The sequence below is a fragment of the Mesorhizobium sp. WSM4815 genome, assembly GCF_055811575.1.
Genome location: NZ_JBVVQS010000086.1, coordinates 114594 through 128601 on the forward strand (window position 1 = coordinate 114594; position 14008 = coordinate 128601).

10 protein-coding genes and 1 pseudogene are annotated in these 14008 nt (G+C 62.9%); 5 read left to right on the forward strand and 6 right to left on the reverse strand.

Annotation, left to right across the window (positions count from 1 at the left end):
- The first annotated feature begins 231 nt into the window (after positions 1 to 231).
- Together AC0L2B_RS10120 and AC0L2B_RS10125 are read left to right on the forward strand one after the other, a co-directional pair.
- The gene (locus AC0L2B_RS10120) at positions 232 to 2817 is read left to right on the forward strand and encodes a GcvT family protein (protein WP_473745198.1); all 2586 of its coding nucleotides are present in this window, start codon (positions 232 to 234) and stop codon (positions 2815 to 2817) included.
- Between the two features lie 72 nt (positions 2818 to 2889).
- The gene (locus AC0L2B_RS10125) at positions 2890 to 4257 is read left to right on the forward strand and encodes a M24 family metallopeptidase (protein WP_473745200.1); all 1368 of its coding nucleotides are present in this window, start codon (positions 2890 to 2892) and stop codon (positions 4255 to 4257) included.
- A 4-nt stretch (positions 4258 to 4261) separates the two neighbouring features.
- On the opposite strand, the gene AC0L2B_RS10130 is transcribed toward AC0L2B_RS10125, so the two are convergent.
- Both AC0L2B_RS10130 and AC0L2B_RS10135 read right to left on the reverse strand, forming a co-directional pair.
- Entirely contained in the window at positions 4262 to 5062 is an 801-nt protein-coding gene (locus tag AC0L2B_RS10130; RefSeq protein ID WP_128167258.1) for a phosphate/phosphite/phosphonate ABC transporter substrate-binding protein, read from the reverse strand.
- A gap of 85 nt (positions 5063 to 5147) precedes the next feature.
- Positions 5148 to 6158 (reverse strand): fatty acid desaturase, encoded by a 1011-nt coding sequence (locus tag AC0L2B_RS10135; protein WP_128166875.1) that lies wholly within the window; start codon positions 6156 to 6158, stop codon positions 5148 to 5150.
- 228 nt (positions 6159 to 6386) lie between these two features.
- Between AC0L2B_RS10135 and AC0L2B_RS10140 the strand changes: the two genes are divergently transcribed.
- Positions 6387 to 7229: a helix-turn-helix domain-containing protein gene (locus AC0L2B_RS10140; RefSeq protein WP_473745203.1), complete on the forward strand. Its 843-nt coding sequence runs from the start codon at positions 6387 to 6389 to the stop codon at positions 7227 to 7229.
- 90 nt (positions 7230 to 7319) lie between these two features.
- On the forward strand, positions 7320 to 8336 hold the full coding sequence (bmt, locus tag AC0L2B_RS10145; RefSeq protein ID WP_473745204.1) for a betaine--homocysteine S-methyltransferase: 1017 nt from the start codon (positions 7320 to 7322) through the stop codon (positions 8334 to 8336).
- A 111-nt stretch (positions 8337 to 8447) separates the two neighbouring features.
- On the opposite strand, the gene AC0L2B_RS10150 is transcribed toward bmt, so the two are convergent.
- The 4 genes from AC0L2B_RS10150 to AC0L2B_RS10165 all read right to left on the reverse strand — a co-directional run bounded on the left by AC0L2B_RS10150 (position 8448) and on the right by AC0L2B_RS10165 (position 13594).
- Positions 8448 to 10541, reverse strand: a complete 2094-nt coding sequence (locus AC0L2B_RS10150; RefSeq protein ID WP_473745206.1) for a vWA domain-containing protein — start codon at positions 10539 to 10541, stop codon at positions 8448 to 8450.
- 2 nt (positions 10542 to 10543) lie between these two features.
- Positions 10544 to 11104, reverse strand: coding sequence for an RNA polymerase sigma factor (locus AC0L2B_RS10155; protein ID WP_473745207.1), 561 nt, complete (start codon positions 11102 to 11104; stop codon positions 10544 to 10546).
- Between the two features lie 136 nt (positions 11105 to 11240).
- Entirely contained in the window at positions 11241 to 11912 is a 672-nt protein-coding gene (locus AC0L2B_RS10160) for a hypothetical protein (protein WP_473745208.1), read from the reverse strand.
- Between the two features lie 107 nt (positions 11913 to 12019).
- The gene (locus tag AC0L2B_RS10165; protein ID WP_473745209.1) at positions 12020 to 13594 is read right to left on the reverse strand and encodes a trimethylamine methyltransferase family protein; all 1575 of its coding nucleotides are present in this window, start codon (positions 13592 to 13594) and stop codon (positions 12020 to 12022) included.
- A gap of 271 nt (positions 13595 to 13865) precedes the next feature.
- On the opposite strand from AC0L2B_RS10165, the pseudogene AC0L2B_RS10170 reads away from it, so the two are divergent.
- A pseudogene (locus AC0L2B_RS10170) lies at positions 13866 to 14008 on the forward strand (cobalamin-binding protein); the annotation flags it as partial.

Consider the following 14008-nt stretch of genomic DNA (forward strand, 5'->3'; position numbering starts at 1 on the left):
TCGTTCCCCGCCCCCTCCTACAAAACCGGGGGGCCCTCGGGGGGGGCGCTTTTTTTTTTTTCTTTTTTTTAAAACCCCCCCCCCCCCCCCCCGCCCCCCCCCCCCCCCCACCTCTCCCCCGATCGACGGGGTAGAGGAATGGCGTGAGATTATTCCAGCCCGCGCCCTTCCTCGCTTTGCTTTCACGCCCCGCCCACTCGATTCAATCTCTTCAAAAACGGAACTATCTTCATGAAATCTCATGCAAAAGCGGTTGTCATCGGTGGCGGCGTCGTCGGCTGCTCGGTGCTTTACCATCTGGCCAAGGCGGGCTGGACCGACATCATGCTGATCGAGCGTTCGGAGCTCACCTCCGGTTCGTCCTGGCATGCGGCGGGCGGCTTCCATACGCTCAATGGCGATCCCAATGTCGCCAAGCTGCAGGCCTATACGGTGCAGCTCTACAGGGAGATCGAAGAGCTTTCAGGCCAGTCCTGCTCGCTGCACCTGACCGGCGGCGTGATGATGGCCGACACGCCCGAGCGCATGGACTTCCTGCGCCTTGCCCACGCCAAAGGCCGCTATCTCGGCATGGACACCGAGCTGATCACGCCGTCAGAGGCCAAGGCGATGTTCCCGCTGATGGACGAGACCAATTTCGTCGGCGCCATGTGGGATCCGGTCGAAGGCCATCTCGATCCTTCCGGCACCACCCACGCCTACGCCAAGGCCGCCAGGAAGCTCGGCGCCGAGATCGTGCTGCGCAACCGCGTCGTCGAGCTGACGCAGGAGGTCGACGGCACCTGGAACGTCGTTACCGAGCAAGGCACGGTCAAGGCCGAGCATGTCGTCAACTGCGGCGGCCTGTGGGCGCGCGAGATCGGCCGCATGGTCGGCGTCGAGCTGCCGCTGCTGGCCATGGAGCATATGTACCTTTTGACCGAGCCGATGCCGGAGGTCGAGGAATTCAACAAGTCGACCGGCCGCGAGATGATCGGCGTTATGGACTTCAAGGGCGAGATCTACACCCGCCAGGAACGCAACGGCATCCTGCTCGGCACCTATGAAAAAGCCTGCAAGCCGTGGTCTCCGGTCAACACGCCGTGGGATTTCGGCCATGAGCTGCTGCAGCCCGACATCGACCGCATCGCGCCGTCGCTGGAAATCGGCTTCAAGCATTTTCCCGGCATCGAGAAGGCCGGCATCAAGCAGATCATCAACGGTCCCTTCACCTTCGCGCTGGACGGCAATCCGCTGGTCGGCCCGGTGCAGGGCCTGACCAATTTCTGGTGCGCCTGCGCCGTCATGGCCGGTTTCTCGCAAGGCGGCGGCGTCGGGTTGGCATTGTCGAACTGGATGGTCCATGGCGATCCCGGCTTTGACGTCTGGGGCATGGACGTCGCGCGCTTCGGCGAATGGGCGACGCTGCGCTATACCAATGCCAAGGTGCGCGAAAACTATTCGCGCCGTTTTTCCATCCGCTTTCCCAACGAGGAACTGCCGGCGGCACGCCCGGCCCAGACGACTCCGCTTTACGACACGATGCTGGCCAACAACGCCGTCATGGGCGATAGCTGGGGCCTTGAAACCCCGCTCTGGTTCGCACCGAAAGGCACCGAGCCGAAGGATATCGTTTCCTTCCATCGCTCCAACGATTTCGGGCCGATCGGCGAGGAAGTGCGCGCCACCCGCGAGAAGGTCGGCGTCACCGAGATCGCCAATTTCGCCAAATACGAAGTCTCCGGGCCGGGATCGGAAGATTTCCTCAACCGGCTGATGACCAACCGCATGCCGAAGACCGGCCGCATTGTGCTGACCCCGATGCTGAACGAGTTCGGCAGGCTGGTCGGCGATTTCACCATCGCCAAGGCGGGCGAAGAGCGCTTCATGATCTGGAGCTCGTCGGCGGCGCAGAAGTATCATATGCGCTGGTTCGAGAAGCACCTGCCGAAGGATGGTCCAGGGGCGTCACAGGTCCGCATTCACCGCTTCGACCAGACGCTGGTCGGCTTGTCGATCGCCGGGCCGAAATCACGCGACCTGCTGCAGAAACTGGTTGACGCCGACATCTCGACCAAGGCCTTCCGCTTCATGGACTTCCGGGAGATGGCGGTCGGCGGCGCGCCCTGCATGGTCAATCGCATCACCTATACCGGTGACCTCGGCTACGAGATCTGGATGGCGCCGGCCTACCAGCGTCTCGTCTACAAGGCGATCAAGGATGCCGGCGAAGAGTTTGGCCTGGTCGATTTCGGCATGCGCGCCCTGCTCTCGATGCGCCTGGAAAAGAATTTTCCGACCTGGTTCCGCGAACTGCGCCCGATCTACGGGCCGTTCGAGGGGGCGATGGACCGCTTCGTCAAGCTGGAGAAGAACGACTTCATCGGACGCGACGCGGCAGCCAGGGAGCAGGCAGAAGGGCCAAAACTGCGCCGTGTCTCCTTCATCGTCGATGCCGCAGACGCCGACGTGATGGGCGACGAACCAATCTGGGCCAAGGTCGGCGGCAACGACTACGGCACGGTGGATAAGCCGCACGGCTATGGTGCGGCGCGTTTCGATACGGACGGCAAGGAAGAGCGCGGCTCGAGCGCCGCGGAAGGCGCTTCGGCCGTGCGCGGCATCGTCGACGGCGACTGGCGCGTGGTCGGCTGGGTCACCTCCGGCGGCTATGCCCATTATATCAAGAAATCGATGGCGCAAGGCTATGTGCCGGCGGCCTTGGCCGCGGACGAGAGCGCCGGACTGTTCGAGATCGAGATCCTCGGAAGCCGACGACCAGCCCGCATCAATTTCGAGCCGCCTTTCGACCCGAGCGGCGAGAAGATGCGGGCCTGAAAGCATTGGACCCAAAGGCCCGCCCTCGGGCCTGACCCGCGCGGCCGATTGATATCGGGAGGATAGGAAAAAATGAGCGATCCGGGCGTCGAGCGACGGTTCGGTCGTCATCGCAGGATCGCGCCGTTCGAGCCAGACGAAGCAGGCTCAATCGATGCGTTGCGCCTGAAGTCGCGGCAGAAGGCCGCTGAACTCAACCAGCATGTGCTTGGCTACGGCGCACTGGCGGAAGCCGAGTGGCACGCCGCCGGCATTGCTGCTCCCGACCTGCCCGCCATGCGCCAATACCGGCTCGACCGCATCCGCGCCGAGCTGAAGCGCCGCGGCTATGCGGGAGCCTTGCTCTACGATCCGATCAACATCCGCTATGCGACCGACTCGACCAACATGCAGCTCTGGGTCGCACACAATCCGACAAGACATTGTTTCGTTGCCACCGAAGGTCCGGTGGTGCTGTTCGACTATTTTTCCTGCGAGCACCTTTCCGACCACTCCGGCGTCGTCGACGAGGTTCGGCCGGCAGTGTCGTGGATATATCTCTACAGCGGCGAACTCACCGAGCAAAAAGTCCGCCGCTGGGCCGCCGGGATCGCCGATCTGGTCAAGCAGCATGGCGGCGGTATCGGCCGCATCGCCGTCGATCACATCAATCCCGAGGGCGTCGAAGCGCTCGCCCGCCTCGGCATCTCGATCGGCAATGGCGAAGCGCTGATGGAAAATGCACGCCTGATCAAATCGCCCGACGAAATCCTGGCCATGCGCCGGTCGATCGTCGCCTGCGAGGCGGCGATGGGTGAGATGGAAGCAGCATTGAGGCCAGGAATTTCCGAAAACGAACTGTGGGCCGAACTCCACCGCGGAAACATCGCGCGTGGCGGCGAATGGGTCGAAACCCGGCTGTTGACGTCCGGCCCGCGCACCAATCCCTGGTTCCAGGAATGCTCGTCGCGAACGATCGCAGCCGGCGATCTCGTCGCTTTCGATACCGATTTGATCGGCCCTTACGGTTTCTGCGCCGACCTGTCGCGCACCTGGCTCTGCGGCGACACCGAGCCATCCAACGAGCAACGCGAGCTGTTTCGCATCGCCGCCGAGCAGATCGCCCACAACATCGGCCTGATGCAGCCGGGCACATCGTTCCGCGATCTTGTCGAACGCTCGGCGGTGCCGCCCGGAGATTGTTTCCCGGCGCGTTACGGCGTGCTCTATCACGGCGTCGGTCTGGCAGACGAATACCCGACGCTGCCGCATCCCATCGACTGGACCGAAGACACGCCCGACGGCGTGCTTGTGTCGGGCATGGTGCTTTGCGTCGAGAGCTATATCGGCCGGCTTGGCGGACGCGAGGGCGTCAAGATCGAAGAGCAGATCCTGATCACCGAAACCGGCAACGAGCAGCTTTCGACCTATCCGCTCGACGAGCGGCTGCTCGGCGACTGATTTTTTATGCGGTCGCCGCGACCACCTCGCGCAGCGCCTCCACGATCTTTTCCGGTGTCGTTCTGGCAGTGATGAACGGCAGGCCCTTGCGCCGCGTTGTCCAGCCGACGACTGTGACCGCTTCCGCTGCCGGCTCGAAGCGCCGCGCATTGGCCCAGCTCTGGCAGTCGATGGCCGCGACATCGGCCTTGCCCTCGGCAATGGCGACGATCGAGGCGCGGTGGCCACCGCTTTCGCTGCGCTCGGAGAAGATGTCCAAGCTTTCGCCCAGCGCCTCCAGGTCACGCGCCGGCGCGATAATGCCCGACATGGAATCGAGGCTGTTGAAGGTAAAATGCTTGCCACGCAGGACATCGAGCGGGATGAGCGGGCTGCCGTCCGACGGTGAGCCAACCGTTGGCGCTTCACCTGCACGCATCACCAGCGCACTCGAATAGAGTTCACCCTGCCCGCCCTCGAACGCGTCGTAACGCGGCTGGCCGACCAGTTGAACATGCGTCGCCAGCCCGAGTTCCATCGGACCCCAGCAGGTCTGTGCGAACAGCAGCGCCGGATGCAGCCAGAGGCCGAAAAAATCCAACTCGTCCGGCGGCAGCGTCGCCGGATCGGGCGCCATGACCTTTCCGGCGGCGTCGCGGATGCCGCCTTCCACAGGCCGCAGATCGGCATTGACGCGAGCGATGGTCTGCGGCGCGTCGATGCCTTTTTGCCGGAAGGCATCACGCAGCCGCGCCCATTGGGCGTCGACCTCGCTCCGCATTTCAGACCAGTCGTACATCGGCAAGCCGGCAACGAAATCGCTCATGCCGGGACTTTGATCGTTACGCTGAGAAAAATTGACGAGGCCATTGACGCGCACCTGGGCATCGCTGCCGGCAATACCCAAAAATTCATTCTTTCGGCGGCTCGGCCGGTACCGGCGCACTGCCAAGCCCATTGAGGCTGCGCGCCCTGACGCGCGGCTTGAACGCCCGGCCCGGTTCCGGCGTGCGCCGCAGCACCGGGTGGACGATCGGCTCCTTGGCCTTGAAGGCATATGCCTTGAGCAGCGCGAAATAGTTCGGATAGGCATAGCCATTGTTCATCCGCAGCCACTCGTCACGGCGCTCGCGAAACAGCTTCGGCAGCCGGTACCAGGCCACCGTCGGGCTCTTGTGATGAACGAAATGCAGATTGTTGTTGAGGAACAGGAACGACAGCGGCGAACGTTCGACGATCACCGTACGGCCTTCCGGATGCTCCGACCACTGATGCTCGGCGAAGGTGCGGATCGAGATCAGCGACTGGCCCAGCCACACCGGCACCAGGATGTAGAGCCATAGCGGGATGCCGAAGCCGAACTGCACGACCGGCAGCACCACGGCGAGGCCGATGGCGTGCAGCAGCCATGCCTTGCGGATCACCTTGTCGCCGGCAAGCATCTGCCTGGCATCGTCGATGAAGAAGCCGGTGCACGACAGCCACGGGCCGAGAATGAGCCGGCCGATCATGGTGTTGTTGATCTTCAGCAGGAACTTCATCGTCGGCGGCAATTCGTCATGGTGCCACAGCGCCTTGTAGTAGCTTTCAGGATCGTCAAGCGGATCGGTCAGCCGTTCGTCGGCATGATGGCGCAGATGAATGGTCTTGAACCGCCGGAAAGGCCAGACGAGACCAATCGGCAGGAAGACGAAAGCTTCGTTGAGCTGCGCTTTGCGGGTCGGATGGCCATGCAGGACTTCGTGCGCCAGCGAGGATTGCAGCGCCGCCATCAAGGCCAGGACGACGAGCGCCAGCAGCGGATAGGACGGCCACAGGAACAGGCCGGCTGCAAGCCAGGTGCCGTAGCAGAAAAACGCGAGGAAGACGGTCGGCCATTCGATGGCCGGTGCATTGCGCCGTCTGTTATTCCTGCTTGTCATGGATCGACCACTGCCCTTCCAGTCGCCGGAACCGTTTTGATTCCTGACAGCATTGTGTCAGGAGCGTCGTGATGCTGCAACGCGACAAAGCGCACAAAATGTTGCGATTGCGCATTTTCAGCCGCATATGTTATCAGTTGTAAACAGGCATGAGGATTCATTTACGCCCAAACTGCCACGTTGGCGGGTTCGGCGGATTTTTTTCCTCCCAATGACCGGAATCACAACATGGACAAACGCGACCTGTCGACGGTCTTTCGGGAGCGCCTGAAGATGCTCCTGACACGGTCCGATCTGAACCAGTCCGCTTTCGCGACTGCGGTGGGCATCGACCGCTCGGCGCTTTCACAGCTGCTGTCCGGCACCTCGACACGCCTGCCCCGCGCCGAAACGCTGCTCAACATCGCCGCCGAATTCAAAGTGTCGCTCGACTGGCTGCTCGGCCTCAGCCAGGACGAAGGCGTCACCGGTGAAATCCGCGAGAGCCTGGAGATCGAGGAAGCGCCTGACGGCTTCGACCGCACGCTGCTGGCCAGGTGGCATGCCGAGGCCGCCGGCACGAAAATCCGTTACGTGCCGGCCGGCATTCCCGATCTTCTGCGCACCGAAGCGCTCGTCGATTACGAGGCTGGGATCGCCAACAAGAGCCGTGAGGCCCAGGCCGGCGAGACGCAGTACCGCATCGACTACAACCGGCGGCCGGAAACCGACATGGAAGTCTGCATGCCGCGCCACACGCTGGAGATCTTTGCGCGCGGCCTGGGCGTCTGGGACCGTTTCCCTGAGGCCGCCCGCCACCAGCAGCTTCTTCACATGGCGACGCTGCTCGACGACCTTTATCCCACCTTCCGCCTGTTTCTCTATGACGGGCGGATGCGGTATTCGATCCCCTACACCATCTTCGGGCCCTATCGCGCCGCCATCTATGTCGGCGACATGTATCTGGTGCTGAACGCGACCCAGCCGGTCCGTACGCTGACCAGCCATTTCGACAATCTGATCCGCGCCGCCGATATCAATGCGCACGAAGCAGCCAGCTTCACCCAAAGGCTGGCGGAAATGCAATTTTGACGGCCTGCTTCCTGCACCTAACATTGACGCCATATAAAGATTTCTTTATATCCTTATCTCGACAAACAATCCCGGAAGGCGTAGTTTCCAATGACCAATCCAATTGACGCTTTGCTTGCCGAAAAGGGCGTTCTGCTCGCCGATGGCGCCACCGGCACCAATCTGTTCGCCATGGGGCTCGAGGCTGGCGAGGCTCCAGAGTTGCTGAACGAGACGGCGCCGGACATCATCACCAGTCTGCACCAGAACTTCGTCGAGGCCGGCGCCGACATCATCCTGACCAACTCCTTCGGCGGCACCCGCCACCGGCTGAAGCTGCACCATGCGCAAGACCGCGTGCATGCGCTGAACCAGCGCGCCGCCGAGATCGCCCGCGCCGTCGCCGATAAAGCCGGCCGCAAGGTCATCGTCGCCGGCTCGGTCGGCCCGACCGGCGAGTTGCTGGTGCCGCTCGGCGCCATGACTTATGACGAGGCGGTCGAGGCGTTTGCCGAGCAGATCGAGGGCCTGAAGGCCGGCGGCGCCGAAGTCGCCTGGATCGAGACCATGTCGGCGCCGGACGAAATCCGCGCCGCAGCCGAAGCCGCGATCCGCGTCGGCCTGCCCTATACCTACACCGGCTCCTTCGACACCGCCGGCCGCACCATGATGGGGCTGTTGCCGAAGGACATCCACGGCGTCGCCGATGGCATGTCGCAGGCGCCGCTCGGTGTCGGCGCCAATTGCGGCGTCGGCGCCTCCGACATCCTCGCCTCACTGCTCGACATGACCGAGGCGAAGCCGGAGGCGACGGTGATCGTCAAGGGCAATTGCGGCATTCCGGAATTTCGCGGCGCCGAGATCCACTATTCCGGCACGCCCGAGCTGATGGCCGACTATGTCAGGCTGGCCGTCGATGCCGGCGCAAAGATCATAGGTGGCTGCTGCGGCACCTCGTTCGCCCACCTCGCCGCCATGCGCAAGGCACTCGATGCGCACACAAGGTCGGATCGCCCGACCGTCGAAAAAATCGTCGAGCGCATCGGCCCGATGCGCAACAAGCAGGCGACGGTCAACACCGTCGAGACCAGCGAAGCCCGCCGCGAGCGCCGGCGCAGCCGCGCCTGACGCAATTGAAAAAGGCCGGCAAGGTTTTCCCTGCCGGCCTGCCTCACCGCCCATCGGTCGGTTTTCCGTATCAGAACGATCCCATCTGAGGAAAACCGGCCGTCACACCCACTACCGGTTACCGCCGAGCGCCGAGGCAAGGCGCACCAGCGAGAGGAACTCGGACCGGTACCCGAACGGATCGGCTCCACGGGCGGCAGTGGCAATCTCGATGATCTTGTCGTAGCCGAACTTCGCGGTCGCATCCTCGTCGCGCAGCTTCTGGCCAAAAGCTGCGACGGCAACGGAGAAGCGCTGGTCGGTGCTGGCCCGGTCGAAATCAGCAACTTCGTTGGCCGATGTCACCGGCGTGGTGATCAGCTTCGAGGCATCCTCGTTCGGCAGCTTGTAGCGGATCTTGACGAAGGCATATTCGTCGGCATTGGCGACGCCGCCATTGCTCACGGACGCCTGGCCGTAGCGCAGCGGATCGATCTTCTGGCCGCCGCTGCCGTTCGGCGTGATCTCATAGATCGCGGTAACCGAATGCCCCGAACCGATCTCGCCGGCGTCGATGCGATCGTTGTTGAAATCCTCGCGGTTCAAGGCGCGGGTCTCGTAGCCGATCAGCCGGTATTCCGAGACTTTTTGCGGGTTGAACTCGACCTGGATCTTCACGTCCTTGGCGATGGTGAACAGCGTCGAGGACGCATCCTCGACCAGCACCTTCTCCGCCTCGGCCAAAGTGTCGATATAGGCGGCGGTGCCGTTGCCGTTCTGGGCGATGGCCTGCATCATCTGATCGTTCAGGTTGCCGCGGCCGAAACCGAACACCGACAGGAACACCCCGGTCGTGCGCTCCTTTTCGATCAACCGCTTCAGATCGTCGTCGTCGGTCTGGCCGACATTGAAGTCGCCGTCCGTCGCCAGCATCACGCGATTGATGCCGTCGTTGACGAAGGATTTCTGCGCCAGCCGATAAGCTTCCTTGATACCCGCCTCGCCGGCCGTGCTGCCGCCGGGCGCCAACGTGTCGATGGCATCGAGGATCTTGTCCTTCTCCGAAACCTTCGTCGGCTCCAGCACAGTGCCGGCATCGCCCGCATAGGTGACGATCGAGACGGTGTCGTCCGGCTTCAATTTGTTGACCAGAAGCCGGAAGGCCGACTGCAGGAGCGGCAGCTTGTCCTGCTCGTTCATCGAGCCCGACACGTCGATCAGGAAGACCAGGTTGGCCTTGGGCTGCTCGGCCGGCTTCGCGTCGAAACCCTTGATGGCGACATGCATCAGTCTGGTGTGCTCGTTCCACGGCGTCGGCATGACGCTGACGGTCGAGTTGAACGGCGTCGAGGCAACGTCCGGACCTTTCCAGTCATAGGGGAAGTAGTTGATCATCTCCTCGACGCGGACCGTGTCGGCCTGCGGCAAAGCACCTTCCCTGAGCGAGCGCCGCACGAAGGAATAGGAGGCCGTGTCGACATCGATCGAAAAGGTCAACACCGGGTCTTCGAGCGCGGCACGCACCGGATTGCTCTTGAAATCCCCGACGCGGTCGCGGTTTTGCTCTGGGAGCGGCATCTGGTCAGCTGGGGCGGTCGAAGGCTGTACCATCAGCTTGGATTCGGCGCCTGGCATGCGGCCAGCCTGCGTGGCTCCGTCGGCTTTCGGAGGCGATATAGACGTCATCACTCTGCCAGACGGCGCAGCTCCACCATCCCTCGCGATCTCACCTTTCGGCGCAGGTGCCGGCTCGGGCGCCGCATTGCGGGCCAGAGCGTCCTGCTGCGCCAGGCCGGCAGCCGATTGTGGCTTCGGCGGCGATGCCGGGGCAAGCGCCTCGGCTGCGACGCGGCTTTCGGCGTCGGCATCGGCTTTCTTCGTAGCCGCTGGTTTATCGGCCAGCGTTTCGGTGATCTTCTCGTCCCCACCGGAATAGAACGGCTGCTCCTGCAGCATATAGATCGTGGCGTATCCGGCGATCGGCAGGGCGACGAGCCCGGCAATGGCCGGGGTAGCGAAGAGTTTCTTTTCCATGATTTCGCTCCAGAGCTTTTGTGCTCGCTCTGTGAGACGAAGCCCTTTCGCCGTTCCTTGGGCGACAGGTGAAGTTTTTTCGCCCAGGTCGTAAGCCCGCATGGCGGCCTCGAAGGCACGCGCCTTCGCCGCGGTACCGGGCGGCGGTGCTGCGATGTCGCGCAGCCTGTTGAGTTCGTTGTCGTCGACCATGATCACACTTCCCCGGCTGAAAGCATGAGCGCCTTCAGCCGTTTCTTCGCTTCATGGATGTGCCAGGAAACCGTCGTCTCCGAGATGCCCATCGCCTCGGAAGCGAGTGCGTGGCTCAGCCCCTCGCCATAGACGAGCAGCACCGCGTCGCGCTGCTTGTCCGGCAGCATCCGCACCGCCGCCCAAAGCGCCTCGGCTGGATCTTCGGGCTCGGCCGGGGCCTCTCCCGAGATCAGCTCGTAAGCCCCGTAGGCTTCGGTCTTGATCGCCTCACGGACGCTCTTGCGCATCATGTCGCGTGCCGCATTCAGCGTCATGGTGTAGAGCCAGGTGGTGAAGGCGCCGCTGCCATGATAGTCGCGGATCGCCCGGCCGAGCCGGACGCAGACTTCCTGGGCGATATCCTCGGCGTCGGCCTTTTTCCCGCACCAGCGATAGGCGGCGCGATAGACGAAATCATAGTGCCTTTCGAGCAATGTGCCGAAAGCCCCCCTGTCACCGCCCTGCGCCCGACCGATCAGCTCGGCGTCAGAGGCTTCGCTTTCATCCAGCATCATCGCCATCATTTGCCTGTTGGACGAAGGCTAATGGCGATTCCTTGGGATGATGGAAAGATTTTTTTGCAGGGCCGTCAGATGACCACCAGCGGGCTATCGGGGTCGCAATGCGGTGTTCAAGTTCGTGCGGCATTCAGCGATGCTACAGACGGGCGAACGCGGCCATGAGGAAGGCTTGAACCTGTGGCGGATACCGATAGGCCGCGCCGTAGGGACAGGCGTTGCGGTCGAGACAGCCGCCGGTTCGGCAAGCCGCGCCGTTGTGCCCACGCACATGCGCCAGACAGGACTTGTGTGCGAAACCATCCGCAGAATAGGCATCGACCGGACAAGATTTCAGGCAAGGTTTGTCGACACATGCATCGCAAAGGTGAACCACTTCGCGAGTTTCCCCAAACGCAATCTCGTCCTCGAACAGCAGCGCGTCGCGATAGGCGTGCCAGAGCCCGTATTGCGGATGCATGAGGATGCCGAGCGGCGACGGTTTCAGACCCTCCGCCTGCATCGCCCATTGCTGGAACGGCAGATACGGTCTGTCGGACGGCGAAACGGCGCGCGCGCCGAATGTCTTCGCCACTGCGCCGATCACTTCGCGCGACCATGCGTCGAGCGGATCGGCAACAGTTCGCGATTGGCCTTCCCGCCAGCGCAGGAAATGCGGCCACGGCGCAGCGCCCGCCTGTCCCACCAGCAGCACGGATCTGGCGGCAGCGCCGGAGAGACCGGAGGGTGTTTCCTCACCGCCTGCAAAATTGAAGCCGCCGCGCAGGATGAGGCCGTGGGCGGAAAGCGCCGCCGCTATATCTTCGACCATGCTGCGCTCAAGGATCATCCCTTGCTGTCCGGCTCGGAGAAGGCGCTCCGCCAGACTTCCTTGTGGATGATGTTGGCGACTTTAGCCCCGCCTGACTCGGGCTCCTTTCAGGTGAAGGCGTCGGCCATCGACGCCTTCTTGCTGGCGATAAAATCCTTCAGTCCGTCGTCGATGCCCTGATCGAGATGCGGCGCCTCGTAGCTTTCCAGCCAGCGGCGGGCGAGTTCGTTGGCGCGCTGCGGTGCCGACTTTTCGCCTTCGGCCAGCCACTGCTCGTAGGAATTGTTGTCGGCGATGCTGGAACGGTAGAAGGCGGTCTGGAAATTGGCCTGGGTGTGGTCACAGCCGAGATAGTGGCTGCCCGGGCCGACCTGGCGGATGGCATCCATCGCCTGGCCGTTCTCCGACAGGTCGACGCCTTCGGAGAACTTCTGGGTCATGCCGAGCTGGTCGATGTCCATCATGAACTTTTCGTAGCAGGAAGCGAGCCCGCCCTCGAGCCAGCCGGCCGAGTGCAGCACGAAATTGGTGCCGGCGAGGATCGTCGAGTTCAGCGTGTTGGCGCTCTCATAGGCCGCCTGCGCGTCCGGGATTTTGGAGGCGCAGAGCGAACCGCCGGTGCGGAACGGCAGGCCAAGCCGGCGCGCGAGCTGCGCCGCGCCATAGGAAACCAGTGACGGCTCCGGCGTGCCGAAGGTCGGCGCGCCAGACTGCATCGAGATCGACGAGGCGAAGGTGCCGAACAGCACCGGTGCGCCCGGCCGGATCAGCTGCGTGAACGACGCGCCAGCCAGCACTTCGGCCAGGACCTGGGTCAGCGTGCCAGCGACCGTCACCGGGCTCATTGCGCCGGCGAGGATGAACGGCGTGACGATACAGGCCTGGTTGTGGCGCGAATAGACTTTCAGCGCCCCCAGCATGGTCTCGTCGAACACCATCGGCGAGTTGGCGTTGATCAGGCTGGTCAGCACCGTGTTGTTCTCGACGAAATCGTCGCCGAACACGATCTTGGCCATCGCAACCGTATCTTCGGCGCGCTCCGGCGCGGTGACCGAGCCCATGAACGGCTTGTCCGAATATTTGATGTGGCTGTAGATCATGTCGAGATGGCGCTTGTTGACCGGCACGTCGACCGGCTCGCACACCGTGCCGCCCGAATGGTGGATCGACGGCGCCATATAGGCGAGCTTCACAAAATTCCGGAAATCCTCGATCGTCGCATAGCGCCTGACGCCGTCGAGGTCGCGCACGAAGGGCGGGCCGTAGACCGGTGCGAAGACCGTGGCGTTGCCGCCGATCTGCACCGAACGTTCGGCATTGCGGGCGTGCTGGGTATAGACGGACGGCGCGGTTTTCAAAAGTGAGCGGCAGAGCCCCTTCGGGAAGTGCACGCGCTCGCCCTTGACGTCCGCGCCGGCCTCTTTCCACAGCTGCAGCGCCTCGGCGTCGTCGCGAAAGATGATGCCGATCTCCTCGAGCACCGTGTCGGTGTTCTTCTCGATCAGCGCCAGCCCTTCCTCGTCCAGCACCTCATAGACGTTGATCTTGCGCTTGATGTAGGTGAGCTGGGTGCCGGGGCTGCTACCCGAGCGCGCCGCCCGCCGGGCAGCGGCACCACCGCTGGCGGCGCGTCCGCGCCGCGCGTTTGACGCTTCCTGGTCGACCGGCGCGTTCTCACTCATGATCGTTCTTCCCTGACTTTTGTTCTGGCACAATTATTACGGCCGCATATCGCGGCTTCTGGCCGGATCGTAGTCATGCACCCTATTCGAAACGGCCCGCCAGCGCCAACGCCTGTCGCAAAATCGACAAGAATTCCAATAGATTTGCAGTCGCTTTCCTTTTGCGGGAAGTCGCAAATCAGCTATGGACGCAAGCCTGTAGCGGGTTAGGTATTGACGTGATATTTGAGGCCCCGCAATTGCATCTGTGCGGCAAGGAGCTGGATTAAAAATGGCCGACGACGAGATCATCCTTTCCGAGCTTTCCGACGACGAACTCGTGCAGCAGATGCACGACGACCTTTATGACGGGCTGAAGGAAGAGATCGAGGAAGGCACCAACATCCTGCTCGAGCGCGGCTGGGCGCCTTACAA